General features: G+C 53.0%; 26 protein-coding genes and 1 pseudogene. 19 read left to right on the top strand and 8 right to left on the bottom strand.

Translation table 11 applies throughout. From position 1 onward, the window contains the following. The coding region (locus BLU70_RS09145) for an IS3 family transposase (RefSeq protein WP_143027508.1) at window positions 1-209 on the top strand (209 nt) is incomplete at its 5' end. Between the two features lie 81 nt (window positions 210-290). Further along, a pseudogene (locus BLU70_RS09140) lies at window positions 291-647 on the top strand (RNA-guided endonuclease TnpB family protein); the annotation flags it as partial. A gap of 256 nt (window positions 648-903) precedes the next feature. On the opposite strand, the gene BLU70_RS14610 reads toward BLU70_RS09140, so the two are convergent. After that, entirely contained in the window at window positions 904-1,041 is a 138-nt protein-coding gene (locus BLU70_RS14610; protein ID WP_176780869.1) for a hypothetical protein, read from the bottom strand. A gap of 178 nt (window positions 1,042-1,219) precedes the next feature. On the opposite strand from BLU70_RS14610, the gene BLU70_RS09135 reads away from it, so the two are divergent. The 4 genes from BLU70_RS09135 to BLU70_RS09120 are packed head-to-tail and all read left to right on the top strand — an operon-like array spanning window position 1,220 to window position 4,784. Beyond that, the gene (locus BLU70_RS09135; protein WP_074693277.1) at window positions 1,220-2,152 is read left to right on the top strand and encodes an ABC transporter ATP-binding protein; all 933 of its coding nucleotides are present in this window, start codon (window positions 1,220-1,222) and stop codon (window positions 2,150-2,152) included. Next, the gene (locus BLU70_RS09130) at window positions 2,149-2,898 is read left to right on the top strand and encodes an ABC transporter permease (protein ID WP_040288156.1); all 750 of its coding nucleotides are present in this window, start codon (window positions 2,149-2,151) and stop codon (window positions 2,896-2,898) included. The genes BLU70_RS09135 and BLU70_RS09130 overlap by 4 nt, the downstream gene beginning before the upstream one ends. 45 nt (window positions 2,899-2,943) lie before the next feature. Further along, window positions 2,944-4,185 carry a sensor histidine kinase gene (locus tag BLU70_RS09125; RefSeq protein WP_176780873.1) on the top strand — a complete coding sequence of 414 codons (1,242 nt, stop codon included), beginning with the start codon at window positions 2,944-2,946 and terminating at the stop codon, window positions 4,183-4,185. Further along, a complete protein-coding gene (locus BLU70_RS09120) occupies window positions 4,182-4,784 on the top strand; it encodes a response regulator transcription factor (RefSeq protein ID WP_074693276.1) in 603 nt (200 codons plus the stop codon). Before BLU70_RS09125 ends, BLU70_RS09120 begins: the two co-directional genes overlap by 4 nt. A gap of 8 nt (window positions 4,785-4,792) precedes the next feature. Here BLU70_RS09120 and BLU70_RS09115 read toward each other — a convergent pair whose 3' ends face one another. Further along, window positions 4,793-6,244 carry an MFS transporter gene (locus tag BLU70_RS09115; RefSeq protein ID WP_244885165.1) on the bottom strand — a complete coding sequence of 484 codons (1,452 nt, stop codon included), beginning with the start codon at window positions 6,242-6,244 and terminating at the stop codon, window positions 4,793-4,795. 126 nt (window positions 6,245-6,370) lie between these two features. On the opposite strand from BLU70_RS09115, the gene BLU70_RS09110 reads away from it, so the two are divergent. Next, window positions 6,371-7,099 (top strand): metallophosphoesterase family protein, encoded by a 729-nt coding sequence (locus BLU70_RS09110; RefSeq protein ID WP_006445378.1) that lies wholly within the window; start codon window positions 6,371-6,373, stop codon window positions 7,097-7,099. Window positions 7,100-7,101: 2 nt separating this feature from the next. Here the strand turns inward: BLU70_RS09110 and BLU70_RS09105 are convergent, their stop codons facing one another. Further along, window positions 7,102-7,785, bottom strand: a complete 684-nt coding sequence (locus BLU70_RS09105; RefSeq protein WP_040288161.1) for a hypothetical protein — start codon at window positions 7,783-7,785, stop codon at window positions 7,102-7,104. Between the two features lie 431 nt (window positions 7,786-8,216). Between BLU70_RS09105 and coxB the strand changes: the two genes are divergently transcribed. The 6 genes from coxB (at window position 8,217) to BLU70_RS09075 (ending at window position 14,662) form a co-directional block, all read left to right on the top strand. Further along, a complete protein-coding gene (gene coxB, locus BLU70_RS09100; protein ID WP_074693274.1) occupies window positions 8,217-9,059 on the top strand; it encodes a cytochrome c oxidase subunit II in 843 nt (280 codons plus the stop codon). An 85-nt stretch (window positions 9,060-9,144) separates the two neighbouring features. Next, window positions 9,145-11,073: a cytochrome aa3 quinol oxidase subunit I gene (gene qoxB, locus BLU70_RS09095; RefSeq protein WP_074693287.1), complete on the top strand. Its 1,929-nt coding sequence runs from the start codon at window positions 9,145-9,147 to the stop codon at window positions 11,071-11,073. Between the two features lie 2 nt (window positions 11,074-11,075). Further along, the gene (gene qoxC / locus BLU70_RS09090) at window positions 11,076-11,711 is read left to right on the top strand and encodes a cytochrome aa3 quinol oxidase subunit III (RefSeq protein ID WP_052012144.1); all 636 of its coding nucleotides are present in this window, start codon (window positions 11,076-11,078) and stop codon (window positions 11,709-11,711) included. A 2-nt stretch (window positions 11,712-11,713) separates the two neighbouring features. Further along, the gene (qoxD, locus tag BLU70_RS09085; protein ID WP_006445383.1) at window positions 11,714-12,034 is read left to right on the top strand and encodes a cytochrome aa3 quinol oxidase subunit IV; all 321 of its coding nucleotides are present in this window, start codon (window positions 11,714-11,716) and stop codon (window positions 12,032-12,034) included. 40 nt (window positions 12,035-12,074) lie between these two features. Further along, window positions 12,075-13,070 (top strand): COX15/CtaA family protein, encoded by a 996-nt coding sequence (locus BLU70_RS09080; protein WP_006445384.1) that lies wholly within the window; start codon window positions 12,075-12,077, stop codon window positions 13,068-13,070. Window positions 13,071-13,288: 218 nt separating this feature from the next. Continuing rightward, window positions 13,289-14,662: a D-alanyl-D-alanine carboxypeptidase family protein gene (locus BLU70_RS09075; protein WP_006445385.1), complete on the top strand. Its 1,374-nt coding sequence runs from the start codon at window positions 13,289-13,291 to the stop codon at window positions 14,660-14,662. A gap of 27 nt (window positions 14,663-14,689) precedes the next feature. On the opposite strand, the gene BLU70_RS09070 is transcribed toward BLU70_RS09075, so the two are convergent. Next, a complete protein-coding gene (locus BLU70_RS09070) occupies window positions 14,690-15,331 on the bottom strand; it encodes an O-methyltransferase (protein WP_143027506.1) in 642 nt (213 codons plus the stop codon). A gap of 254 nt (window positions 15,332-15,585) precedes the next feature. Here BLU70_RS09070 and BLU70_RS09065 point away from each other — a divergent pair, with 254 nt between their 5' ends. Then, window positions 15,586-16,641, top strand: coding sequence for a phosphodiester glycosidase family protein (locus tag BLU70_RS09065; RefSeq protein ID WP_074693273.1), 1,056 nt, complete (start codon window positions 15,586-15,588; stop codon window positions 16,639-16,641). Further along, window positions 16,634-17,536 carry a hypothetical protein gene (locus BLU70_RS09060; protein ID WP_040288166.1) on the top strand — a complete coding sequence of 301 codons (903 nt, stop codon included), beginning with the start codon at window positions 16,634-16,636 and terminating at the stop codon, window positions 17,534-17,536. The genes BLU70_RS09065 and BLU70_RS09060 overlap by 8 nt, the downstream gene beginning before the upstream one ends. A gap of 52 nt (window positions 17,537-17,588) precedes the next feature. On the opposite strand, the gene BLU70_RS09055 is transcribed toward BLU70_RS09060, so the two are convergent. The 4 genes from BLU70_RS09055 to BLU70_RS09040 form a co-directional block, all read right to left on the bottom strand. After that, complete coding sequence (locus BLU70_RS09055) at window positions 17,589-18,497, bottom strand: aldo/keto reductase (protein WP_006445389.1); 909 nt, start codon at window positions 18,495-18,497, stop codon at window positions 17,589-17,591. Window positions 18,498-18,520: 23 nt separating this feature from the next. After that, complete coding sequence (locus BLU70_RS09050) at window positions 18,521-19,681, bottom strand: iron-containing alcohol dehydrogenase (RefSeq protein WP_006445390.1); 1,161 nt, start codon at window positions 19,679-19,681, stop codon at window positions 18,521-18,523. After that, entirely contained in the window at window positions 19,678-20,463 is a 786-nt protein-coding gene (locus BLU70_RS09045; protein ID WP_074693272.1) for a glucose 1-dehydrogenase, read from the bottom strand. The genes BLU70_RS09050 and BLU70_RS09045 overlap by 4 nt, the downstream gene beginning before the upstream one ends. Window positions 20,464-20,586: 123 nt before the next feature. Beyond that, the gene (locus tag BLU70_RS09040; RefSeq protein WP_074693271.1) at window positions 20,587-21,045 is read right to left on the bottom strand and encodes a DUF420 domain-containing protein; all 459 of its coding nucleotides are present in this window, start codon (window positions 21,043-21,045) and stop codon (window positions 20,587-20,589) included. Window positions 21,046-21,293: 248 nt separating this feature from the next. On the opposite strand from BLU70_RS09040, the gene pstS reads away from it, so the two are divergent. The 4 genes from pstS (at window position 21,294) to BLU70_RS09020 (ending at window position 26,817) form a co-directional block, all read left to right on the top strand. Continuing rightward, window positions 21,294-22,373 carry a phosphate ABC transporter substrate-binding protein PstS gene (gene pstS, locus BLU70_RS09035; RefSeq protein ID WP_074693270.1) on the top strand — a complete coding sequence of 360 codons (1,080 nt, stop codon included), beginning with the start codon at window positions 21,294-21,296 and terminating at the stop codon, window positions 22,371-22,373. A 156-nt stretch (window positions 22,374-22,529) separates the two neighbouring features. Further along, window positions 22,530-22,835 carry an antibiotic biosynthesis monooxygenase family protein gene (locus BLU70_RS09030; protein ID WP_074693269.1) on the top strand — a complete coding sequence of 102 codons (306 nt, stop codon included), beginning with the start codon at window positions 22,530-22,532 and terminating at the stop codon, window positions 22,833-22,835. Then, window positions 22,832-23,212, top strand: a complete 381-nt coding sequence (locus tag BLU70_RS09025) for a hypothetical protein (RefSeq protein ID WP_083341229.1) — start codon at window positions 22,832-22,834, stop codon at window positions 23,210-23,212. Before BLU70_RS09030 ends, BLU70_RS09025 begins: the two co-directional genes overlap by 4 nt. 5 nt (window positions 23,213-23,217) lie before the next feature. Further along, on the top strand, window positions 23,218-26,817 hold the full coding sequence (locus BLU70_RS09020) for a chemotaxis protein CheB (RefSeq protein WP_074693268.1): 3,600 nt from the start codon (window positions 23,218-23,220) through the stop codon (window positions 26,815-26,817). The last annotated feature ends 2 nt before the right edge of the window (window positions 26,818-26,819 follow it).

Here is a 26,819-nt window from a genome sequence, read left to right as displayed (position 1 = left end):
ATGCGTGCATCGAGTCCTTTCACAGCATCATCAAGCGAGAACTCGTCTACCTGGAAAAGTTCAAAACGAGAGAGCAGGCCATACAACGAATTTTCGAGTACATCGAGGTGTGGTACAACCGGGAGCGGGTTCACTCATCCATCGGTTATCTAACGCCGGTTGAATGCGAAAGAATATATTTCCAAGTATCGAGAGCCAAGGCAAGCTGAGCGGGACAAAAGTAATCATATCAGGATATTAAAACTTGGAATTTCTCCGTTCTGGAGTGTCCACTATATTGACTTAATACCAAGCTGTCCACCAAATTGGTTCGCGAAAACCAAGTAAACTGTTTGGAGGACTTGCGTGTTCAAAACATGCAGAAGAACCACCGCTTAGCGAAAAGTATTTCAGATGCCAGTTTGTCTGAGTTTCGTCGGCAACTGGAGTACAAGGCGAAATGGTATGGAAGGCAAGTGGTGATTGTGGCGCTGAAATTTGCGTCCAGCCAACTTTGCTCCAATTGCGGATATCGAAACTCTGAGACAAAAAATATGTCTGTACGCGACTGGACGTGCGAAAGCTGCGGGAAACACCACGATCGCGACGTGAACGCAGCCAAAAACATTCTTTGCGAAGGTCTGCGACTGCTGAACACATCTGCGTAAAACGCTCAACCGTGGGACACACGGGGGTAGCTTGGAGCCATAAGGCAGAACTCTTGGTTGCGGGAGTGCTTCCAAGAATCCCACGGCTTTAGCCGTGTGGAGTGTCAAACAGAAACATCGATGGGCCAATTAAGAAGGGATTGACCCGGGATCTCCTCTTGGGAAGTGGTGAATATAACATAGTCGCCCAACTATCCTGTCTCGGCTGGCCGCGCTTGGCCGAATCGAGGTGGTTTAGTGTTTGACTTTCTTGTTTCTACGGATGTTGCTCGCCACAGGCCTGCTCATCCTGCTTAAATCCAGGCAGATCCTCCGCCATTTCCAGTAGTGCCTCGTCATTGTCCTCTTCGTCAAAGTGGGGCCGTACGTCTTCATGTTGCCTGCGGATATGCACAACCATCTGCCTCCCTTATTCATCTCTAAGTGTTTAGCATTATACATCTTCCACCAAGTCACCGTCACGATATGACAAATGTCATTGCAAATGAATGACAAACTCCACTGCAGACGGCAGTCGCACAATCTGTACAATAGAGCTAACTTTGGTTCACTAGAGTGGAGGAGATGGATGCGTGGCAACAGCCATTTCGTTTGAACACGTGATCAAGCGATACCACGACATTTATGCGGTGAATGATGTATCGTGCGAGATCGAAGCCGGTTCCATTGTCGCCTTGCTGGGGCCAAACGGCGCTGGCAAAACGACGGCGATTTCGATGATGCTGGGCTTGACAAAACCCACCTCGGGGCAGGTGCGGGCATTCGGAGAGGACCCGATGCGTCGAGTTGCGCGCCGACATTACGGAGTCATGTTGCAGCAGGTTGGCTTACCGCAGAAAGTGCGTGTTGGCGAACTTATTGACTGGTTTCGTAGCTTTTATGACGAACCAATTGCTAAAGACACCCTTCTAGACATGGCGGATTTGCGCGATCTCGCTCGCAAGGAAGCCGTAAAATTGAGTGGTGGCCAACAGCGACGACTACAGTTCGCAATGGCCATGGCAGGCAATCCACGCATTCTATTCCTCGATGAGCCGACAACTGGTATGGACATTGCATCGCGGCGGGGATTTTGGGATTATCTTCGCAACTTCGCGAAGGAACGGGATCGAACGATCATTCTTACGACTCACCACTTGGATGAGGCAGAAACGATAGCGGATCGAGTTTTGGTCATGCAAAAGGGACGCGTGATTGCCGACGGGTCTGTCGACGCACTCAAACGTCAAGCGGGCAATCGGTATGTAAGCTTTTGGGCAGGCGGTTCCGTGAGCGAAGACACCATCGCAGCCTTGCCCAACGTGAACGAGGTGCGCTGGAGCGGGCGGCACGTGCGCATTACAACCGACTCGCCAGACGAGGTATTGCGCGCAGTGATTCGCGCTGATTTGGATGTATCTGGGTTCGAGGTGTCGCAAGGACAGCTTGAGGATGCGTTTGTATCCTTGACGGCCAAGGATGGCGGGGAAGATGAAACAATAACTGATAGGAGGCGGGGGCGGTGAAGGCATGGCTGCTTCAGTGTAAGTTTGAGGTTTTGCGCAATTTGCGCAATCGACGATTTTTCTTCGTCAGTATCTTGTTGCCGGTAGGTTTTTACTTTCTCTATGTGCATCTGATTGGCAAGTCTATCGTGATCGATGGGGTGGCGTGGCCCAAATATTATATGGTCTCCATGGCGACCTTTGGCGTCGTCGGCACAGGGCTAAATGGACTGTCGTCACGCGTTGCCTACGAACGAACACAAGGTTGGGTCAAGTTGATGCAAACGACCCCACAACGCGCCAGTAACTACATCACGACGAAGATCGCGGCCAATCTCCTGCTCAATATCTTGGAAGTCGCCATTCTGTTTGTGGCCGGAGCCGCATTTGAGCATGTGACCATGAGTCTTGCTGCATGGATATTGGTGGCGATCACGACGATTCTAGGCGGTCTGGTCTTTATTGCGCTTGGCATTCTCGTTGGCCACTTGGCAGGCAGTGATGCGTCACAAATTGTGGCATCCATTCTATACTTCCTCATGTCTATAACCGGTGGACTCTGGATGCCAGTTTCTACGATGCCACCTGTCATGCGGCATATCGCCAATTTCATGCCGACGTATCACCTTGCGCATATCGCGTGGAGTGTGATGGGGAACAAAGGTGTTTCGATCACGGACGTTTGGGTGTTATTTCTATACCTTGTTGTCTTTACGGGGTTGGCTGTGTATCTTGCCAATCGCCGCAGTGACGTGCGGGTGGCATAGAAGATTTGACCAAGGGCGATGGGTCAGGGAAAGGAGAATATCCTGTTGCGACAAGGCCGAATAACATTGCAACTTGCGGGCGGGGGAATTACTCGCGTTTGGAGGAACGGCAACAACCGCATGCTGCTTTTTTTTCTCGCACAACTCCTGTATCCGGCCTCGTACCTCATTGGTTTGCCTATTCGCAGGGTTGGCCTTGGTCTGTTTATGATGCTCATCTTTGGCATCGCTTATGCCTGCACGTTCCGGGCCGAGGAAAGGCCGCGAGTCCGCCTTCTTGGCTGCTTTATCATGGTTGCACTGCTATGGACCATGATGGCGACTTTTAGTCTCAATTTTATATATCTCGCTTATTATCCGGTTGCTGGGCTAGCCACGTTTCCGTTGCGGAAAAGTCTATTACTCTACGTTGCTTGCCTGACGGGTACAATCGTGCTCATTGCGCTCGACATGTCGCTGGGCCAACCTCTTCCCGCTCATTTCGCCTATGCCCTTGCGGGTCTTGTGTTTATCACGTCGACGATGATCTTTATGCTCCGTTGGCATCATCAAGTGCGTGCGATGAACGAGCAGTTGGCCGTCGCACACGAGGAAATTGCGAGGCTTTCGAAACAAGCGGAACGAGCCAGAATTAGCCGCGATTTGCACGACGTCATGGGGCATCAATTGTCTCTCATTTCGCTTAAGGCGCAGGTTGCGGCACGAGTGCTTCGCAAAACGGGAGATGCGGATCGGGTTCTTATGGAAATCGAACTGATTGAACGATCCGCACGCGAGTCACTGGGCAAAGTGCGAGATTACGTAGCGAACATGCGCCAGCCTGATTTCTTCGAAGAGTGGCAAAGCGCGCGCACGCTTTTGGACGCGGCAGGCATCGTGGTTACGATGGAAGGTGTTCATGGCATCAAGGCTGACGCAGAGGTATGGCAGACGTTTGCGATGTGCTTGCGAGAAGCGGTGACCAACGTCGTGCGCCATAGCCAGGCTTCACGATGTGCCATTTTCTTGCGGCAAACTGGCGGAGTTGTCTGGATGGCGATCGCGGACGATGGCCGCGGACTCGTTCAGTATAGGGATTTGCGACCAGACGGCACGGGTTGCAACGGGATCGCAGGCATCAAGGCAAGAGTGGAAAGACTTGCGGGTACGTGTCATGTCTTCAGCCATACCGGTGGACCCATTCATCCATTTCCGTCGACGTGGCCGGGATTTCAGATCGGGTGCTGCGTCGTTGTCAGCGCCCCAACTTCAGAACGGACGCCACACGAAAGGAAGGCGATGTTGTGATTCGTATTTTGCTCGCCGAGGATCAAATGTTGGTTTGTGATGCCCTGGCCACATTGCTCGACTTTGAAGACGATATGACCGTGATCGCACGTGCATCCGACGGTCTCGCGGCCGTTCGCGAGGCGAAACGTGCACAACCGGACATTGCCTTACTGGATGTAGAAATGCCTCATCAGGGTGGGTTGGATGCCGCCGAGGAAATATTGCAGTCTGTGCCTGATTGCAAGGTCATTTTGCTCACGACATTCGCTCGCCCTGGCTATATGCAGCGCGCGATTCAGGCTGGTGCACATGGTTATTTGTTAAAGGACGGGGAGGTGGAGCAACTGGCGGCAGCTATCCGCGCCGTCATGCGCGGAGAGCGAATTTTCCACCCCGCATTGATGATGGCCGCCATTGCTTCCGAAAACCCATTGTCCATGCGCGAGCGCGACGTGCTGCGGGGCGTCAAGAATGGCTTGACGACGAAGGAACTCGCACGTGACTTATCTTTATCTGAAGGAACTGTGCGCAACTATTTGTCTGAGGCCATTTCCAAAATGAACTGTACATCGCGGCAAGATGCCGTTCGTCGAGCAGAGAGCATGGGCTGGTTGTGATGCTCGGGTTAAGGCGTCTGCGCTGGCCTTGGACCGCGTACCAGCGATGCGATGACACCAAGCAAAGTCGCGAGCAGCAAGGCTCCCAAAGACATGCGAAACCCACCTGTAAGTAACGGAAGATCATGTACAGGTAGGTCTGCTCCGTTTCCCTGGTAAATGGCACTTTGCAGTGTTGGAGGCAATTTAGCTGCGACAAGCGTGAGTGACAAGGCTGTACTCATGACCTGCCCCATGTTTTGCAGCATGGACCGCAGCCCATTGGCACTTCCCCGATACGCCGGATCGACCGTTGACATGATGGATGATGTGTTGGGTGTCATGAACAGTGCACTCCCGGCGCCAACGAAAAACATGCCCACTCCCTGCCAGAGATATGGACTTGTAGCTGCAGAATAAGGTATCAGCAACAGCACACCAACGCCTGATATGCCTAACCCAACACTGGAGAGCAAGCGCGCGTCAAAACGGCCAGCGAGCCAACCCGCCACCGGCGAGAGAAGGATCATGCCGATGGTTACCGGCAACACGGCGATACCTGCAAGAAATGGATTTCGTTGGTGTACTGTCTGCTCGAACAGCCCAAATAACAGTACGACGGCCGAGCGGGCGAAGGCATTCATAAAGGTTGCAGCGTACGCGGCCGCATACCTGCGTTGTCCGAACAGCCGCAACTGCATAACGGGAGATGAATGGTTCCACTCGTACGCGAGGAAAATTGGGGTCAACAAAATAAACGCCGCAAAACTCACGAGTACAGGTGTACTCGACCAACCAAGCGTTGCCCCTTCCGAGAGTCCGAAAATCAGTCCACTTAAGGCCACAAACAGCAACACATTGCCCCACCAATCGAGATGTTCCCCTGTTCCCGAGGTGGGCAGTGAACGGAGAGTGATGGCGGCCCAGATCACACCGGGAATGCCAATTGGAACATTGAACCAAAAGACCCACTGCCAACCAAGCGTTGCCGCAAAGAAGCCACCGATGACGGGCCCGAGCAATTGAGCGACAGATGCAACAAGCACATTGATACCCAGTCCTTTCGCCAAGGAACCCTCGGGAAACGCATCTGTAATGAGTGGCGTCGTGTTGGTAATGACAATGGCACCCCCTGCAGCCTGAATGGCCCGAAGTATCAAGATTACCCAAATGTTGGGTGATAGGCCAATCAACAAACTCACTATGGTAAATAGAGACAAGCCAATGATGTAGAGCTTACGCCTACCGAAGAGGTCCGCAATACGACCGAAGATCAGAATAAAGACGGTGTTAAACAACATGTACGAAAGTAAAATCCAATTTGCCGTTGTCGCAGTTGCATGAAAATGTTTCACAATGACAGGCAGAGCCACATTCAGCGAACCTACATTTAACATGGTTAACAGTACGCCCAGACTTGTCACGGAGAGTACCATCCAGCCGTAGTTCTCCGATTTCTGTTGCGTTGCGGTCACGGCCACGTAGAACACCCCTAGGCTTTGTATTTCGATACTAGAAATATAGCACAGCGAAGAGCTTTGCAGATTTGACCCTCCTGGGCGGTACAATAGAAAGTGTATCCAAATTGGAATAAAGGGGTAATTTTCGTGCGAGTTGCGTTTTTTTCAGACGTGCATGGCAACGAACTGGCACTGGATGCTGTTTTACATGACATCCGTGAGATGGGGTGCGACAAGGTCTATATGCTCGGGGACATCTGCTTTCGTGGATATGCACCGAAAGCTTGTCTGGACAAAGTGATGGATGTTGCGGACGTTGTAGTCCGTGGTAACGCGGACGAGTGGATAGTGCGCGGTGTGCGAGAGGGGGAGGTACCCCCTGAACGGTTGGATGTAATGAACGGGGAGCGGGCGTTTGCCTTGCATCAGCTTACGACCGAGGATGTGCGGCAACTCAACGATTTGCCCACAACGTGCGAAAGCCTGGACCCCGACCTCGATTCCACATGGCTTGCGTTTCATGCAACGCCTGACGATACGTTTGCCATCGTCCCGGAAGGGGTCTCGGACAGCGTGATCGAGCAGTCTATCATTGGGAGCTATCCGCACAAACTGTTTTTCTATGGCCATATTCACATTCCGTATGTTCGTCGAATAGGCGACAGAACCATCGTTAACATCGGCAGTGTCGGCATGCCATTTGACGGCATCGCACAAGCCTCTTATGCCATTGTCGACAACAGCCGTTTCGATACGCAAATCCATCTGCGCCGCATCCCGTACGATGTAGAGGCCGCCTGCAAACGGTACGATGAAGTGGGCTATCCACTGGCGACGGCGATGGCGAACGTGCTACGTACGGCCCGTCCGCTTTAACCTTACGTGAGCAGAGCGGCTGCCTGTTCGATCGCGCTGATTACAGCAGCCACTTGCGCTTGGTAGGCGGTCCGGTCCCAACTGTTATAGGACGGATGAGGCACGTCTTCGATGATATGCCATGCGGGATCGGACAGGCCCGTTAAGCGAAGGAATTTCTGGGCAAAGCGACCGCATGGAATCCATGTGATGGCCCGTCCCGCGTAGGTTTGCAGCTTCGTGCGCAGGGTGTCGATCAACCAGTTTTGGATGTCTTGTTGGCGCGGATTAGGGAATGACAGCCGCTGGTTTTGTGTGCGTACGACGTTCATGTCCGCGAGCCAGTCGGAAAACTGCCGTCGTGTGTCCGGATCGTACGCCTGTGCCTGCAGCGGGATGTTGCAGACGTTGATAAGACCGATTCGGCTAAGCCGCGGACGACCTGCATGGGCCTCGGCGTTCTTCTTGACCATGCGACCAAGTGGTATACGGGAGTATTCGGGTCCGAAAATATGCTTGCTCATCGTTGCTCCGGAAGCGCCCGCGACTGGTGCCCCAAACTTGAGTTCCTGAATATGGGGAGACTCAAGGATGAAGAGGCACGTAGACGTTTCTAACACGATGTCAGGGACTTGATACTTGGGGGACAAGAGTGCGACGACATCTGCGAACGACACGATAGAATGGGCCAACGATTTGGACGCCATCTGCAAACCCGCCTTATGAAAGGAATTGATGATATAGAATTACGTGATTCACACTGGTCGAATTGATTGTAACATGGTTTAAATTGCCTGCCTACAAGCAATACTAGTGCCGAAGTGGACCATGCTAATTGGCGTGCAACGAACCATGGGTTTCATGACGATGCTCAACTGACACTGTTGGCAGGCCGTTGACCGGGTGACCAATGAACCTTTTTCAAAATCGTCATATTGTGTGCGTGGGCAAGGGCGCGAAATCTGTCGGGACTTTGGTATTATCGAATGTGGCACGCTGGACCAAGCCGCTGAGGCCAAGCAGACAACGATTACGCGTAGTACCCAGGCTTAATTCTTGGTTTCGTTGTCGATCGGCGTCTGCTTGCAGGGGGCACCGTTCTACATATCTCAGAGACAGAAAGGAGACGTAAGCGACGATGAAGCCATCTGGGCGTCGAGTTCGCAGCCTGTTTTTCATTGTTGGGCTATCCATGCTCGCTATGGCAGGCTGTGACGACCCGAAGTACATGCCCGTGCTCAGTCCGCAGGGGCCGGTTGCAAGAAGTGAGTACTACCTGATTCTCTACTCCTTCATTGTGATGTTGCTTGTCGTCCTGGGCGTGTTTGTGATCTACTTCTACGTGATCACAAAATACCGCGCTCGCCCTGAAAACAAAGACTACGTTCCACCTGAAATCGAAGGCAACACGAAATGGGAGACCATTTGGACAGTCATCCCCATTATCATCGTCATTGCCCTTGCCATTCCGACGGTGGCTGTCACGTACAAGCTCGTCAAGCCGCCAAAGGTTGAAGCTGCAACGACGGCTGCTGTAGGCAAGTCGCTGACCATTGATGTCATCTCGGAACAGTGGAAATGGGTGTTTAAGTATCCGGGGCAAAACATTGAAACGGTCAACTACGTCAATATTCCTGCTGGTGTTCCGGTCAATTTCGAATTGACGGCAAGTGGCCCTATCAATGCGTTCTGGGTACCGGCACTTGGTGGTATGGAATACGCCATGCCTGGGATGAACCTCAAATTGTGGTTGGAGGCGGACCACCCAGGGACCTATCAAGGTCGCAGTGGCCAGTATTCAGGCCGTGGTTTCGCTCACATGACGTTTAATGTAAACGCGCAGTCGCCTGCGGACTTCGCCAAATGGGTGCAGACGACACAACGTACGGCACCTAAGTTGACGCAACAGGCACAAGACCAGATCCAAAAACCTGGTCTGTTGAACAAGCCGTTGACGTTCTCGTCGACGGAGCCACAGTAATGAAGTCGGTCTGTTAGATTCGGATCAAGCACTAAGGGAGGATGCGAGCGTGAACGGTTTTGCAAATTGGGCCGTACATTTTTTCATGCTCGATGAAGGTCCGCTGATTTGGCTGTCCGACTTTTTGATTGGATGTGCCACAATCGGTATTATTGTCGCCCTTACCTACTTCAAATTGTGGAAGTGGCTTTGGGACAATTGGTTGACGACGGTGGACCATAAAAAAATCGGGATTATGTATTTGGTTGCCGCTGTGTTGATGCTCTTCCGCGGCGGTACCGACGGTCTGTTGATGCGCGCACAGCTTTCATGGCCGAACCTGCATTTTCTGAATGCAGATCACTATGACCAAATCTTCACCACGCACGGCACCATCATGATTCTGTTCATGGCGATGCCGGCGATTATCGGTTTCTTCAATGTGGCGGTGCCATTGCAAATTGGGTGTCGCGACGTTGCGTTCCCGTATTTGAACGCCATTTCATTCTGGCTGTTCTTTGCTGCGGCGCTGTTGTTCAACCTATCGTTTGTCGTCGGTGGTTCGCCAGACGGCGGCTGGACCAGCTATCCACCGTATGTGGAAAACGCCTTTGATCCAGGACCGGGTGAAAACTACTTCCTCGTTGCCCTGCAGATTACGGGTATCGGTACCATTGCGACAGGTGTGAACTTCTTGCTCACCATCCTGCGCATGCGCGCACCTGGCATGACCATGATGCGCCTGCCGATGTTTACATGGTCGGTGTTCATTACGTCTATTATCATTGTCTTCGCCTTCCCGGTGTTGACAGTCGCCCTCGCACTGTTGCTGATTGACCGCGACTTCGGGTCACACTTCTTTACAGTAACAGGCGGCGGCATGCCGATGCAGTACATTAACCTATTCTGGATCTGGGGCCACCCAGAGGTGTACATCGTCATTTTGCCGGCGTTTGGTATTTTCTCGGAAGTGGTCAGCACGTTCTCGCATAAGCGTCTGTTTGGCTATTCAGCGATGGTCGTTTCCATGATCGCAATCGCCATCTTGAGCTTTATCGTTTGGGTGCACCACTTCTTCACGATGGGTGCAGGGCCTGGTGTTAACTCGTTCTTCGGCGTTTCGACTATGGCCATTGCCATCCCGACAGGTGTTAAGATTTTCAACTGGCTCTTTACAATGCATAAAGGCCGCGTCGAATTTACTTCGGCGATGCTATGGGCCGTAGGGTTTATTCCAAACTTCTTGATCGGTGGTTTGACGGGTGTCATGCTCGCCGTGCCGCCAGCGGACTACCAGTATCACAACTCGTACTTCCTGATTGCGCACTTCCACTATGTGCTTATCGGCGGTACGGTATTCGGTGTATTCGCTGCCATCTATTACTGGTGGCCAAAGATGTTTGGCGTGTTACTGGATGAGAAGCTTGGACGTTGGCATTTCTGGACGTTCATGATTGGCTTCAACATTTGTTTCTTCCCACAGTTCTTCCTCGGGTTCATGGGCATGCAACGCCGCATGTACACGTATCCCGCAGGCTATGGCTGGGGCATCATCAACTTGATTTCGACCGTCGGTGCAGTACTCATGGGCGTTGGTTTCCTCATCTTCGTGTGGAACGTGCTTTGGAGTGCGCGTTTCGGTCAGCGCGATACGACTGGCGATCCATGGGATGGCCGCTCGCTTGAGTGGGCGACGACGTCGCCGGCGCCGGAGTACAACTTCGCCATCATTCCGACCATCAAGGGTCGCGACGCTTGGTGGTTGATGAAGAAGACTGGCGAGTCCATCAATGGACCCAAGGGCGTTCCGTTCCGGCCTATTCATATGCCAAACAACTCTGGGCGTCCGATTATCATGAGCCTTTTCTTCTTCATTGCTGGCGCTGGATTCATTTTCCAGTGGTGGATTCTCGCGATCATTGGTTTGCTCGGCGTCTTGGTCACCATGGCCCAGCGCTCCTTTGAATACCATGACCACCACTACATCCCGGTCGAAGAAATTGAGAAGACCGAGGCTGCGGCAGGGAGGTTGTGAAGATGTCGAATGCACATACGGCCGTCCACGGGGATCACCACCCCGTGGATCCGTCCATCCCGGTCGAGTATCACGAGGAAGAAAACAGTCTGCGTATTGCGGGATTCTGGGTCTTCCTCGGTTCCGACTTGGTTTTGTTCTCGTGTCTGTTCGCGACCTATGTGGTCATGCACGGCCGTGTTGCCGGCGGTCCCACGTCGCAGCAACTATTTGACGTTACGGGCTTTACCATTGAAACGATTGCGCTGTTGTTCTCTTCCTTTACCTGCGGCCTTGCTACCTATGAGATGCGCCGCGGCAATCGCAACGCGATGGTCACTTGGCTTTTCATTACGGTTGCCCTTGGCCTCGTGTTCTTAGGCTTTGAAATTGACGAGTTTGTGCACAACGTCTCAATCGGTGCAACCATGCAACGTAGCGGCTTCTTGTCCGCGTTCTTCACGTTGGTCGGTACACACGGATGTCACGTGACAATGGGTACGTTGTGGATGCTTAGCGTCATCATTCAATTGATCCGCTACGGCATTACGCCGATCACGGCGCGCAAAGCGTTTATCGTCAGTATTTATTGGCACTTCCTCGACGCTGTCTGGATTTTCATCTTCACCGTCGTATATTTGACTGGGAAGGTGGTATAAGCGTGGAAACCAAAGAACACAAGTTTCACCAAGAGACCGGTTTTCCTTGGAAGCACGTTATCGGGTTGCTTTTGTCACTCGTTTTGACCGCCATCGCCTTCTGGCTCGCTTTAGCGACGCATCAGCCGCCGGCGGTCGTCATTACCATTATCGTCGTGTTGGGTTTCGGTCAATTGCTGGTTCAGTTGTATATGTTTATGCACTTTACAGAAAGTGACGATCGCGCCTGGCAGGTGCCCACCATCTACTTCGCGTTATTTATCGCGTTTACTGTCGTCGGCGGATCCATTTGGATTATGTCATTCCGTTCCATCGTTTCGTAGGTGAAGGGTTTGCGCTTCTAAGCTGAGGGGAGGTGAGGAGATGGTGAAAAGCCGCGGTTTTGGCGTGTTCGTCTTCGTCGTTTGCATTCTTGCGTCCGTTCAGAACTTCGTCGTGAACTCGATCGGATTCCTGGATGCGTACACGGGATCGGCATTTGGCTGCGGGCACCAGTGGTTTGAGTGCAATGGCCGCTGGATTCCCGTCATTCAATCGCTTCAGACATTCATTGAGTTTTCGCACCGTGTCGGTGTCCCGATTCTCACCATATTGCTGTTGGTGGCGGCGGTCAGCTCCATCATGCGGTATCGTCGGTGGCGGGAAATTTCGCTATTTGTCGGCTTAAGCATCTTTTTCGTCCTCCTCGAAGCGGTCTTAGGAGGGCTTGCCGTCGTCTACAATGAGCCTGCATCGGTTATTGCGACACACTTCGGCGTCTCCTTGCTCGCGTTTGCAAGCACCGTCTTGTTGACCATTTACGTCCGTCGTGCTGAGCGGGTGTATGGTACGTACCTTGCCAGTGGTGAGCGCAAACCGCTGCGCGATGCGGCGCCATCGCGTGGCTTTCAGTGGTTCGCGTGGCTCGGTTTACCGCTCATCTATTTGGCGATGTACGTCGGTGCGTATATTTCCAGCAGTGGTGCGGGAGACGCGTTCCGTGGGTTCCCATTTCCCGATGAGTCGGGGATCGATAATTTCCACCATGCTCGTCTGCTTGATTGGACGCACCGCTCCATTGCGATGATCTTGGTCATCTGGATGGTCGCGCTTGTCGCGCGCACATATCGGACGAGGCGCGACCGGCCCGATTTATATCGCGGTGCTTGGTTCGCCATGATTTTTGTGGTCTTGCAGGCGTTTAGTGGCGTTTATCTTGTGCTCTCACACGTGAGCATCCAAGCGTTTATGTTGCATGTGTCGATTGTCACAGGGCTATTCGTATCACTTTGTTACGTTGCTATCCAAAGCCTCCCTCCGTTTGTGCCTGTTCACAAAGGAGAAGCATATCCAGTAGGAGAGCGAAGCCCGGCACATTAAAGGGTAAACGCAAAAAGGGCCGTTCGGTGCGAATCGCGCATCGGATGGCTCTTTTTGCGTGGGGAGAGGGATCGCCCCTTATCAGAAATCGCATGATGGAGTGTTTCTCCTCTAGTCAACCGAGGGTTCGACATTCTATGATAGAAGAATAGGCTAAATCGACCTGCGTCGACAGCGCGTCGGCGTCATGCACGAAGATATGGAGGTGTCTGGCCGCAATGCCAGCAAATCGTCGCGCCGCGCGTGTCGCCGTGATCGGATGTCTGATTCCTGTTTTGACAAGCTTGTGTATTCCCAGTTGGGCTCACGCCGCCACTCAAAATGAGCCGGTGCACACGCATTCGCTCATACCTGACCAGGTTGTCCTCAATCAACGTCCGGGTAGTGTCCCATACATAGATGGCGTTGACAATGCAAAATGGCCTTCGATTGTCTCGCAAAGTGCAGTCGTCATGGACATGGATACTGGCACGGTGGTGTATGGTAAAAATCCGCTTGCACTTCATTACCCCGCAAGTATTACAAAGATCATGACGGCGTTGCTGGCACTCAAGTTAGGCCATCTCACTGACGTTTTGACGGCGAGTCAGAATGCCGTCAATCAACCTCCGGACAAGCTGTATCTTGAAGTTGGGGAGCAGGAGGAACTTGGGCCGCTGCTCACCGCCATGATGCTTGATTCTGCAAACGATGTGGCGGTGGAAATTGCCGAACACTACGGCGGCTCGGTCGCACGTTTTGCGCAAATGATGAACGCCGAAGCCAAGGCGCTTGGCGCAGATCATACACATTTCGTCAATCCAAACGGCTTGCCCAATCCGGACCATACGACGACCGCTTATGACATGGCCGTCATCACCCGGGCCGCGATGCAGGAACCGGAGTTCCGTAAAATTGTCGATACCAAATACGACAATTGGCAGGGCGAGGCCTGGCACGCCCGGCTCGTCAACCTCAATCGAATGCTTTTCACATATCCAGGGGCTATTGGTGTAAAAACGGGATTTACCAGCGTGGCGCACGAGACGTTGGTCGTTGCAGCTCGCCGCGGGACCACCACATTTCTTGCCGTGCTGATGGATTGTCCGACAGATACGCAAATTCGTGCGGACGCTACGGCGCTTTTGAATTACGCTTTTGCGCATTATGAAACCCAGACGGTTTTGCCCGCTGACAAGGTTGTAGGTTCTGTCATGGGGAAAGCCGGTGCTGATCCGGTTGTCACGGCTCTGCCCGTTCTTGGCACTGTTCCTCTCGAGGCACCCATGCAAGTGGCAAGCAAACCAGTGTATGAGGCACCGCAGACGCCCATGGCCGCGAGTGGGCGAATCGGGGAACTACGGTTGCTTTCGTCGTCAGGCCAGCAAATTGGCGAAGTACCCTTGGTTCTGGAGAAGCCGTATCAACCTGTGCCACAACCCGTCGTCTGGCCGCGCAACGCTGGTATCGCGGCAGGCATCCTTGTGGTGTTGTCAATTCTTCTCTACTGGCGTCGAAAAGTCGTTCGCCTCCGTCGTGCGCGAGCCGCATTGATCGCAAAGGCGCAACCCTGGAGGGTGGGATGGGAGTTGGCGAAGCGCGAACGGCGCTAGTCAACTCGTGTCTCAACAGGAAGGCGGTCAGCCGGAAGTGGGCCCTACACGGGCAAGTGCAATCCCGTCATATATCGGCAGAAGTGCGGACGTCAGTCGGGGATGGTGAAACAAGCCCTGATTAAATCTCCGCATGGCTGCCGGTGTTGGGTTCTGATCATTTGGATCAAGTACTCGATCACGTGCCAACACATTGTCACACACAATCCATGCACCTACCCGGCACAATGGCAGCACAGTCTCGAGATACTTGCCGTAGCGCGGTTTGTCCGCGTCGATAAAGACAAGATCAAACGGTTCTCCGCTTTCCTTCATTAACGATTCCAATTGCTCTAACGCATCCCCCACACGAATTTCCACCACCTCTGCCAATCCAGCATCCCGGAAGTTGCGAGCCGCGAGCTCGGCATGGTTCGCGCGTTGCTCGATAGTCACAAGTCGTCCTTCAGGCGTGAGGCCACGTGCAATACAAATTCCGCTGTAACCGGCATACGTTCCGATTTCAAGCGCCCGTTGACAGCCTTTGCTCAAGACGGTGAGCAATTGCCCGAGCATTGGGCGCACGGACATCTGTGGCAGGCCGTGCGCATCCAGTACGTGTAATACCTGCGTCAGATTAGGGTCCTTTGGAAGAAGCTGTTCTGCATAACTCGTCCGATCCATCCACATGTCTACCCTTCCTGCATCATATAGGATGAGTGTAACCCATCCGGAAACGCGTATCATGCCGGACACTCATGACAATTTGTGAACAATAGGTCTAAGACGTTCGTCTATGAGTTGTGTCCCACGGATTTGCGATTACAATGTATAGAGGGGAAATATGTCGACGCCCCTTCATGTTTGTGTGTGAATATTCGTGTCGAACACGAAATGTACGCGATGACCGGACAACCCTTGAACAAGTAGGTGTGAGAACAACTATGGACAATCCAAATCAACACCGTACTCGCCGGGAGAAGCGGAAGCAGGAGCAGCCGCCGCAAAAGCGGCGTGGGCTACGCGTATTGATATATATCGCCTTCACCTCCGTCTTTGCGTATGTGTCTACGGTATTGTGGATCTTCGTTGGGCCGTTTTCCAACTTGCGCAACTACTTAATTCAAAGTATTGATGAGACTCGGCATGCCTATCTATTGCGACCACTGTCCTTGTTTACTGTCTCGGAAGCCACCATTAAAAAGTATGCGCTTCCGAATAACTTAAGCGGTCCGACAATTCCCATTGCCGATTTACAACACCGCGACTTCAGCAAAATCAAGGACGGCACAATCAAGGAGATTACTCTGCAAGAACCGACGTTCAAGGCTTTTATCCTGCTCGTCAATGACCCAAAGCGGATCCGCGTCGTCGCGACGAAATACCTCCATGTTCGCGGCGAGACGGTGCAAGAAATGGTGAGTGACACAGGAGCGGTAGCCGGGATTAATGCGGGCGGATTTGTCGATACCAACTGGCAAGGAACAGGTGCGTACCCAGAGGGCATTACCATTACCGACGGTAAGCTCGTTTCGATGACCGGATCGGCAAGTGAACCACAGCCCGTGATCGCGTTTACGAAAGAGGGCCAGATGATCGCCGGAACGTACTCGTTGCGTCAGTTGCAGAGTCTCGGTATCGCACAATGCGTCGGCTTTGGTCCCGTTTTAGTTGAAAACGGAAAGGAAACGCCGGTTGCTGGTCAATATGACAGGAACCCGCGAACTGCCATTGGCCAAACCAAAGATGGCACCGTCATTTTAATTGTGACGGACGGCCGCTATGCAACTGGACCGAACGATGCAGGCGCGAGCTACCAAGACATCGCCGACTTGATGTTGAAGTATCATGCGGACATCGCGGCCAATCTCGATGGTGGGTCCTCGTCGACCATGGTTTACCAGGGGAAGGTTCTGAACCGACCTGTGGACATCCTCGGCGAGCGGAGCGTCGCGACTTCCATTGTCGTGATGCCGGAAGGCGGTGGCAGCCATGGCTAAAAAGATGGGCCGGAGAATGCTTTTGATCGCGTTGGTGATCACGGTTGTTCAAGTGCTTGTCTTTTATCACTACAATAAATTGTTCAGCAGCAACAATTTGTCGACACCTGATCGCATCTCGTCGTCGCCGTCCATGCAACGGTCGATTGCTCGGGAGATCGCGACGCTTAAACAGAAATACAAATTTGTTACGCCCTCGGCGGACGATCAGTACGTCGCATACCTGGGTAACAACAATGTCCTGCATGTGATGGACTTGCAGACAAAGCAGGACGTGTGCGAGGCCAACAATCCATATTCAGTGGAGTACGTCGAGTGGATTCAAGATGAACGCGTATTTGTTGGGGAACAGGTCATGCCGGGTGATCTCGAGCTCAAGACCGTCGACGTTCCGTCTGGCATGCAAACCATCGTCACGCGTTTCCAGGGCCTCGAACCAGACGCGGCGTTTGCCAAGATTACATTTAGTACGTTGACCAACGATATTTACATCTTGATCAACACCAGTTCGACCAGCGCACTGTATCATATCGGCACGATGAGCCACGTGACACAAGTGCCGATTGGCGGGCGATTCATCAAGAATATCGCGCTGACGGCCACTGGGGACAATCTGTACTTCGAGGACTATATGGGCGGGTCTTTCAACGTTTTATACTTCGATAGCCAGGACGTCGCGCATCTCGTCAAATTAAATGCGGCGCTCGTCGATGTTGTGGGAAACACGCTTTACTATGGCGACATCAACCGTGACGGGTTGGTAACTGCCGTGTATCGCTACAGCAATCAAAGCGGGCAATCGGCGTTGGTGAAGACACTCGCTACGCCGACTTTGGCCGCGAACATCGACATCACGGATGCAGGCGGGGTGACGGTCGATTCGTCGTCGACCTGAAAGCCCGAAGTCGCAAAGTCCGAACCAATTTGACCGCTAACGGAACACCGGCTCAAAACGGCCGGTGTTCTTTGTATTGTGCGGCGGGGAAGGCCTGTTTCAATTCACGAAGTGCATCATCAGTCAACCCGGACAGCTTACCAGCCTCCACATTTTCGGACAACTGATCTGGCGAACTCGCGCCAGGAATTGCGCATGCGACGACTTCCGGATGTAAAGAAAAGGCTAAGGCGGCTTGCCCGGGTGTTCGCTCCGGCGCAGCCTTTTGCAACAGGGCAATCGCACGCGTCAAATCCGCCGCAGACCACTCGAGGTATGTGTCGTCATCGTTCACCTCTTTACGTCCTGTCAACCATCCCCTGGCAACCGGTCCACGTGCGATGACGCTGACGTCGTATGACCGGATTTCAGCAAACCATTCCTCTGGCCGCCTATCCAGAAGGCTGTACTGCATCATGATGGAGTCAATGTTTGCGCCCTGCAGGTAACGTTGAATGACATTCGGCCGGATGGAAGATATGCCGTACGCCCGAATCCAACCTTTTTCCTTAAGACGTTCAAGGACATCGACGATCTCGTCAAACGGATCATCCATTGTGCCACCGTGCAGTTGGTACAAATCGATATAGTCGGTGCGCAGGCGGCGCAAGCTGGCCGCGATCGCCTGCTCGATGTATGCAGGCGAAGGGTCCCACTGCCAACCAGGTTTCCCTGGCTCAAAGCGATTTCCCACTTTCGTTGCGATCACGACCTCGCTGCGCATCCCGGCAAATGCTTGACCGACCAATTCTTCATTGCGGCCTTGACCATACAAATCCGCGGTGTCAAAAAACGTAATACCCGCCTCAAAAGCCTGACGCAACATAGGCAGGGAGACGGATGGATCAGGGGGTAAGGACATACAGCCCAAGCCGACGGCGCTAATCTGAATGCCACTTTTTCCGAGTTCGCGCGTTTTCAATAAAGTCCACCTTCCGGTTAGATTTACATTCGATACGCTTCTTCGAGAATTGACCGGTAGTCATCCGCGCTGAGTGTGCGTGGATTACTCGAGGTAGAGCCGTTCAAGAGGGCAAGGTTCACCAACCGCTCATCGTCTGCACGGCGAACTTCGGGAAGTTGCGAAAGAGTTGGGATGGATAGATCTCGCAACCATTCGGCAAGCGCGTCCAGAAGTGCCGCCACCGCGTCATCGTCACTCTGTTTTGCATCGGCAACACGCATATGACGCGCGACCTCGGCGTAGAGCCATCCGCATGTGGTTGCGTTGTAGCGGAGCACGGGCAACAGGAAAACGGCGTTAGCGAGGCCGTGTGGCGTATCATACAGACTGCCGAGCGCTTCTGCGAGGCAGTGCACCGCCGCCACGTCGCTGCTGCCAAAGCACATTCCGGCCAGCAAGCTGCCAAGTAGCATGTCGCTGCGGGCGGCGAGATCGTCAGGATGGTGGTACGCTTTTGGTAACGCTCGATAAATCCGCGGCATAGCGGATGCGCCGAACGCCTGCGATAGAGGCTGCGTCAAGGTACACGTGTAACCCTCAATCGCGTGCACCAGGGCGTCAACGCCAGTGGCCGCCGTGACGGCTGGAGGTAAGGAACGGGTGAGCAGCGGATCGAGCACGGCAAGTGCAGGGCGCAAACGTTCGTGCTTTAAGGTCAATTTGCGATGGCTTTTGCTTTCGGTGATTACTGCCGAGCGGGTGACTTCTGAGCCGGTCCCCGCGGTGGTAGGCACACATGCGATGGGCGCTGTCGCTCCATAGCTGCGGCGTCCATCCGCGTAATCCAAGGGGGCACCGCCTTGGCGCCCGAGAAGTGCGATGGCTTTTGCGGTGTCCATCGCACTACCGCCACCTACAGCGACAACCGCATCGGCGCGATAGCGCTGGAAGGCCTGTGCGCCACGCAAGCAATCTTCGTCGCGCGGGTTGGCTTTGACTTCCGTGAAAAGTTGCGGCAGAAAACCAGATGCTTGTAGATTTTTGACGATGGTTTGCGGAATGCCCGTCGCCATCAGGCCCTCATCGGTCACCAGCAACAAACGGCGCCCAAAGCCGAGGCGCAATAAGTGATGCGCCAACTGCTGGCTGACGCCTTCGCCAAATTGAATATCGGTGGCAATCGAGTAAGTAAACGATGTCATGCGTTCACCTCGTCATCGGGTTCATAAATCATCTTAATCGTCATGCCGCCGTCGATCACGAGATTTTGCCCGGTCATGAATGACGATGCGGAAGATGCGAGAAACAGGCAAGCTTGCGCGATATCGTCAGGAACGCCGACGCGCCCAACTGGATGTTGCTCGCGATCAACCGGACGGTGCACCGGGTGTGTGCGCCGACTTTGCTTCTGCCAGTCGCCAACTTCAATCCAACCTGGCGAGATGGCGTTGACACGGACATCGGGGCCGAGACTGACGGCAAGCGCGTGCGTCAGGGCGAGAATGCCTCCCTTTGACGCCGAGTATGGCTCCGTGTTTGCTTCTGACATCAGCGCGCGTGTTGATGCAATGTTGACAATACATCCCCGCGACTGACGTAGCCAGGGAGCCGTATGCTTCGCCATAAGAAAAGGCCCACGCAGATTGACGCCGAGAATTTCGTCCCAGACGGCGACAGGCAGTTCCTCCACCGGGACGTTGGGGGCCCCAAGCCCCGCATTGTTTACGACGACGTCGATCCGGCCGTAGCGGTGAGTCACATGTTGCACCAATGCAGAGACGGATTCCTCCACAGCGACATTTGTTTGTACAAACCATGCGTCACCCGGGCATTGACGCTTGGCTAATTCCATTTCCACCTCACGGCCGGCCTCTTCGTCAATTTCGGCGATCACGACATGATCGCCTACGTTGCTGAACGCTTCGACGAGACCACGGCCAATACCTTGGCCGCCACCGGTGACAATGACGACACGGTCGCCCATGCGATGCACCTCCACGTGAACAGGAGATGTCTCCTGTATATGTACCTTCTACCATAACGCAAATAAGGCCTGTCCCCAAGTGAGGGCAGGCCCTATGTTGGAACCGTCGCGAAGCTCGCGATATCAGTGTCCGAGATATGAGTGTAGCAAACTCGCCGCCTGTCCTGGTGTGTATAGTATATACAGGAGGATGAAGACGACGAGCCCTGTCGCCGCCGTCACGAACCAAGTGACGACGGTCCACGGGCCAATTTTGCGGTGCCTTGAAAACCGGCCGCGCAGAGCGAAGACGAGCGTCACGATACCAAGCACCGCCGCGACAGTTGCGAGGATGGAGTGTGCCTGCAAAAACGTGTAGTAAAAAACGCGCTGGGACTTTGGTCCGCCGAACTCGTTGTCGCCAATGATGAAGGTCTTTAGAGCGTAGATGATGAAGAACAACGCGGCAAATACGACTCCGGTCAGCATCCAGCGGCGATGTACCCGCACTCGATGCTTTCGGATTTGTACCCAGCCGATAGCAAAGCACAGTGCGCTCAGTAGAATACAAGCTTCATTCAGATAGGAAACAAATACGGCCAATCACCGCACCACCTTTCAAAGCCTTCGCAAATTGTAGCAGATGAATCTCGCAAATACATTCAACTTATCGCGTGCAGATGACAATGTCAGTCTTTGTTCGCAATTGGCGCAACCAAACCTGGATCAAGAAGAAAATAAAGAATTTCCATGCAGGAACTTCACAAAACGGTCACGGTATATTTACCAACTTTGTCTACTCTGTCTACGTCAAGCGTTACTGCAAAACACATTTCAGGAGGGTCATACAAATGCGCACGACGAAACAGATGTGGACTGTTGGCATGGTAACGGCAGGTATCCTTTTGAGTGGCACTGCGGCTCCTGTGTTCGCAAATCAATCGTTGACGGAGACAGGGTCATCTCTCATGTATCCACTTTTCCAACAAGAGTGGATTCCTGCCTACAGGGCCGTCGCGCCAAACGTATCGATAAGCGCTGCCGCAACCGGTAGCGGTACTGGCATTTCGGACGCCATCGCGGGCACGGTGAACATCGGTGCTTCCGATGCATACCTTGCTCCTTCAGAGGCCGCCTCTGCCCCGGGCGTAGAGAACATTCCAATGGCGATTTCTGCCCAAACCATTATGTACAATTTGCCGGGTTTGAAGCCATCTCAGCACTTGAAACTGTCAGGCAACGTGCTTGCTTTGATTTACGAAGGGAAAATTACGAAGTGGAATGACGCGCGTATTGCAGCTTTGAATCGGGGGCTTCCGCTGCCCAATAAGCCCATTGTGACCGTGCGTCGCTCAGACGGCAGTGGCGACACATTTCTCTTTACAACCTTGCTATGCGATACAAATCATTGGTGGGCGGCAAACGTGGGGTATGGCACGAGTGTGTCATGGCCAGCGGTGCAAGGGCAGATCGGTGCGAAAGGCAACAGCGGTATCGTCGACGCCTTGGCCAAAACGCCGTACTCCCTCTCCTATGTGGGCATTAGTTATCTGAAACAGGCGTTGGCAACGAGCCCGACCATGGGTGAAGCGGCTATGCAAAATCGTGCAGGCAAGTTTGTGTTGCCGACACCTGCAACGATTCAGGCAGCGGCAAAAGTTGGAGCCCAACACGTTCCGCAGAACGAGGCGATCTCGCTCATCTACGAGCCGGGAATCGATTCGTATCCGCTCATTAATTTCGAGTATGTCATCGTCAACCGCAAGCAGCCGGACACCGATACGGCGACTATGCTAAAGGATTTCTTGCAGTGGGCGATCAGCCCTAGTGGCGGCCAGCAGGCGAAGTACATGACGCCTGTCAATTTTTTGCCGTTACCACCCAGTATCAGCGCGCTGAGCAAAGCGCAAATCGACCATATTCATGGCTGATTTCCGTCATTTGGTCACTCTTTCAGGCCCATGCGAGTTGGCATGGGCCTTTTTTTGTGGCACAACGGGTATAGGCGTCCAGACAAAAGGTGACAACAGACGTTTCATATTTCATAATGATGCTCATGCAGTCAGGCCTGAGGAATGAGAGTGAATATGTATATCGTGCATTCAACCATTGTCGTGCCGTTGGAGAAGGTGAGCGAGGTTATTGCTATCTATCGCCACCGCACCGGAAGCGTCGACAAGTGGCCAGGTTTTCTTTCATTTCAATTGTTGCAGAACGAACGTCGCCCGGAAGAGCTGACCGTGCAATTGACCTGGCAAGACAAAGACTCGTATTTGGCGTGGGCGCGGAGCGACGATTTTCGCCGCGTGCACGAACTCGAGAAGCGTTATCCGGACGCCGAGTTAAGATCCGTGCGACCGACAGTCCGCAAGTATCAGGTGGTGGCGGAGTGATTGAACGAATTTGTGCAGCGTGGATAGATGACGTCGTGGCAAATTTGTATCGGGATCATCCCGAATGGTACGAGCGATACGGTGAAGTGGGTAGGATCAAGTGTCGCGAGGATAACGTTCATCACGTGCGCCATCTCGAGACTGCGTTTCAACTTGAGAACATGGACATATTCACGGATTATGCAATTTGGCTGAATGGGATATTAGAAGCGCATGGAATGTCCGTGGAGCATTTGATGGACAACCTGTGCAAGATGGTGGAAACTGTTTCTGAGAGGACAGAGTTGACGGCGGAAAGGCGGACGTTTTTCGCGAAAGCTTTATCGGTCGCCGTGGAAAGATTGAGGTCGCAATGCCGTTTTGCAGACAAGGGGTGAGACGCATGACTTCATCCGAACTGCGACCGTCCTACATCGTAGGGATTGGTGCATCTGCCGGGGGGCTGGAAGCGCTCACGGCTTTGTTTGAACATCTTGCACCGGATACAGGGATGGCATTCGTCGTAATTCAACACTTATCACCTAACTATCGAAGCTTTATGGCGGAGTTGCTTGGCACGCACACGTCGATGCGCATTGTTCAAGCCGAACACGATATGCCCATCGAACCCAACGTTGTCTATTTAAATCCACCGCGTAAAAATCTCTTTATTGAAAATGGACGTCTCGTTGTCCACGACCACACGGCAATCAAGGGAGAATTGCATCTTCCTATCGATGGCTTTTTTCATTCGCTTGGGCAGGATATTCGGGAGCGGGCAGTGGGTGTGGTGCTCTCCGGCACTGGCAGCGACGGTTCGCGCGGGATTGTCACCATCAAGCGCAACGGCGGCAAGGTCTTTGTTCAGAACGAGTCGGCGAAATTTGACGGTATGCCGCGCAGTGCGTTGGCCTCAGGCGTCGTCGATGCGGTACTGCCGCCAGACCAGTTGGCCGCTCAACTAGAAAGTCTCGGGCGCGGTGAGCAGATGGTCGGGACCACGCGATCGAATGAGCATGTATCCGGCGAGGATTATGACGATGAGGTGGATTCACAAAAATATCAGCGGATACTGGATCTGCTTTTTCAAAATACTGGTATAGACTACCAGGTGTACAAGCGCGATGGCGTCATTAGGCGTTTAAAACGAAGGATGGGCATCGAGAATATCCCGGACGTTGAGCAGTACCTTGAGCTATTGCAGACGCACCCCGAGTCGGTGCAGGATTTGCACAAAGACCTGCTCATTGGTGTAACGAGTTTTTTTCGCGATCCGAAGGCGTTTCAAATCATATATGAGCAAGTGTTGCCCCACATCTTTGCAAACCGGTCACGCGAGCGGGAAGTGCGTGTCTGGGTGGCCGGCTGTTCGACGGGTGAAGAGGCCTATTCCATCGCCATCTTAATGCAAGAATATATGGCGGCAACCGGGACGAAGTATAACGTGAAGATCTTTGCGACCGATTTGGATAGGGATGCTATTTCCTTCGCGGGGAATGGCGTGTATCCCGTCGAAATCGAAAAAGTCGTGAATCGGACACGACTACAAGCGTTTTTTACGCGCGTCGACGCAGGCTACCAGGTCAAGCCCGAGATTCGCAAAATGATTATCTTTGCGCCGCATAACATCACGAAAGATCCGCCGTTCATGAATACCGATTTGATTACGTGTCGCAACATGTTGATCTATTTACAATCGGACGTGCAGCATCGGATATTGTCACTGTTTCACTTCGCGCTGCATTCTCATGGGTTTTTGTTTCTGGGGCCCAGTGAAAGCATTGGCCGGTTGGCAAAACTGTTTGTGCCCGTGAATGCGAAATGGAACATCTTTCAGCACGCAGATGCGAGCGGTGCACTCGCATTGTATCAGCAGGCGCCATCCTTGCCCACGGGTATCAAAGGGGTGTCGACACACGTCGATTTAGCGCCGCGCGCGGAAGCCGTAAAGCAGCAAACACGGGCGGGTGGGTCATCGCACACGGACGAATTGTACCGGATTTTTGTTGAGGAGCACATGCCTCCTTGTGTCGTGATTGACGACAAACAGGACGTCGTGTCTTTACACGGGAATGTTAACAAGTATCTAGCTCTTGCCAATGGTAGACCCAGTAACAACGTTCACAAGATGTTCGATTCGTCGATTTCCGTGGCTATCGTGACGGCTATAAGTAAAATCAGAAAGGGCAGCCTGGAAGTCGTTTACGATGACGTACATATCAAAGATGGCAACGATGTGCGCATCACTTTGGTGGTTCGCCCACTTTCCCGCAATGTGGATCGCTTTCGCAATCACGTCTTGGTTCTCTTCAAAGAGGTGGAACGTAGGCCGCATTCGGTGTCTACCTATGGCGATATGGTGACAAGCGTCAACCAGCACGTGATTGAACTGGAACGGGAACTGCAGATGTATCAAGAAAAGTTGCAAGTGACGGTCGAGGAGTTAGAGACATCGAATGAAGAACTGCAGGCAACCAATGAAGAAATCGTTGCTGCCAACGAAGAGTTACAGAGTACAAACGAAGAATTACATTCCGTCAACGAAGAGCTACTGACGATCAATGCGGAATACCAACTCAACATTCAGCAGTTGACCGAATTGAACAATGACATGGACAACTTCCTCGCAAGCACGCAAATAGGAACGTTGTTCCTGGATCGAGAGATGAAGGTCAGACGGTTTACGCCAGCTATTACAAAAGAGATCAATTTGCTTGAAGTCGACATTGGGCGCCCCATCTCGCATATCTCGCACCATCTCAAGTACGATGAAATGATTCAGGATGCGGAAAAAGTATTGGCTACCAGCCTACCGATTGAACGCGAGATCGAGAGCAAGACAGGGTATTGGTACAGTGTCCGGATTTTGCCGTATCGCACGGCTGAGCAACCGATTAAGGGCATAGTGCTGACATTCGTCGATATCACAAGCATGAAGAAGATGAACGAAGAGCTGCGCAAGTTGTCCTATGCCATTGAGCAAAGTCCGAGCATCGTCGTCATTACCGACCCATCCGGCGCGATCGAATACGTGAATCCCAAGTTCTGTGAGTGCACGGGTTTTACACACGACGAGATAGTTGGCAAGGATATCGCGTCACTGCACGTATGGGGCAGTGGTGAGACAAGTTATGCGTCCATCTGGAACTCGGTGGCGGGCGAGAGTCGATGGGCAGGCGAGTTGCCAACCTTGCGCAAGGACGGTACGACATATTGGGAGTCGTTGTCGCTCGTTCCCATTCTGAGCGATCAGGGTGACACGATTCATTACTTGAAGGTTGCGGAGGATATTACGGAAATCAAGGAAACGGAAGAACTTCTGCGCAAGTCGGAAATGCTGTCCGCTGTCGGGGAGTTGGCGGCGGGCATCGCGCATGAAATTCGCAACCCGCTGACGGCGTTAAAGGGATTTACGAAGTTGATTCGCACTGGTTCGCACAGCGAATCATATTTGGAAATCATGCATCAGGAATTAGAGCGGATCGAGACGATTATTAACGAGTTGCTTGTGCTGTCCAAGCCACAGGCGTTACACTTCAAACCAGCCAACTTGGTCGACGTGATTCGAGATGTTGTGATGCTGTTAGAGACTCAGGCCTTGCTTAATCAGGTTGAGATTGTGTTTGAAACGGCGATGGAAGAGTTGATGATGGAGTGCGTGGAAAACCAGTTGAAGCAGGTGTTTATCAACCTCGTGAAAAATGCCATTGAGGCGATGCCAAATGGCGGCGTCGTATCCGTGCACTTAGCGTTGACTGCTGACGAAGACGTGCTTTTGACCGTGCAGGATCAAGGGGTAGGCATTCCTGAGGAGAAGCTGGCGCGACTCGGCGAGCCCTTCTACACGACGAAAGACAAGGGGACAGGCCTTGGCCTTATGGTGAGCTTCAAAATTGTTGAACAGCACGGTGGAACGATCCGCTATCGCAGTGCCCCCGGGCAGGGTACGACGGCAGAAATCCGCTTGCCATTGCACAAATCGCCGACTGCGGACGCCCCGTAAAC

Origin of the sequence: Alicyclobacillus hesperidum (assembly GCF_900107035.1) — a bacterium.
Lineage (GTDB): Bacteria > Bacillota > Bacilli > Alicyclobacillales > Alicyclobacillaceae > Alicyclobacillus > Alicyclobacillus hesperidum.
This window is presented reverse-complemented; position numbering and strand designations above follow the sequence as displayed.

Bases quoted from the DNA above. Each gene is read 5' to 3' on its own strand.
- qoxB (WP_074693287.1), top strand. From the start codon at position 9,145: ATGCTCGATGAAGGTCCGCTGATTTGGCTGTCCGACTTTTTGATTGGA.
- BLU70_RS09065 (WP_074693273.1), top strand. From the start codon at position 15,586: ATGGACAATCCAAATCAACACCGTACTCGCCGGGAGAAGCGGAAGCAG.
- BLU70_RS09045 (WP_074693272.1), bottom strand. From the start codon at position 20,463: ATGGGCGACCGTGTCGTCATTGTCACCGGTGGCGGCCAAGGTATTGGC.
- BLU70_RS09060 (WP_040288166.1), top strand. From the start codon at position 16,634: ATGGCTAAAAAGATGGGCCGGAGAATGCTTTTGATCGCGTTGGTGATC.
- BLU70_RS09030 (WP_074693269.1), top strand. From the start codon at position 22,530: ATGTATATCGTGCATTCAACCATTGTCGTGCCGTTGGAGAAGGTGAGC.
- BLU70_RS09070 (WP_143027506.1), bottom strand. From the start codon at position 15,331: ATGTGGATGGATCGGACGAGTTATGCAGAACAGCTTCTTCCAAAGGAC.
- BLU70_RS09080 (WP_006445384.1), top strand. From the start codon at position 12,075: ATGGTGAAAAGCCGCGGTTTTGGCGTGTTCGTCTTCGTCGTTTGCATT.
- BLU70_RS09075 (WP_006445385.1), top strand. From the start codon at position 13,289: ATGCCAGCAAATCGTCGCGCCGCGCGTGTCGCCGTGATCGGATGTCTG.
- pstS (WP_074693270.1), top strand. From the start codon at position 21,294: ATGCGCACGACGAAACAGATGTGGACTGTTGGCATGGTAACGGCAGGT.
- BLU70_RS09050 (WP_006445390.1), bottom strand. From the start codon at position 19,681: ATGACATCGTTTACTTACTCGATTGCCACCGATATTCAATTTGGCGAA.
- BLU70_RS09020 (WP_074693268.1), top strand. From the start codon at position 23,218: ATGACTTCATCCGAACTGCGACCGTCCTACATCGTAGGGATTGGTGCA.
- BLU70_RS09105 (WP_040288161.1), bottom strand. From the start codon at position 7,785: ATGGCGTCCAAATCGTTGGCCCATTCTATCGTGTCGTTCGCAGATGTC.
- qoxC (WP_052012144.1), top strand. From the start codon at position 11,076: ATGTCGAATGCACATACGGCCGTCCACGGGGATCACCACCCCGTGGAT.
- coxB (WP_074693274.1), top strand. From the start codon at position 8,217: ATGAAGCCATCTGGGCGTCGAGTTCGCAGCCTGTTTTTCATTGTTGGG.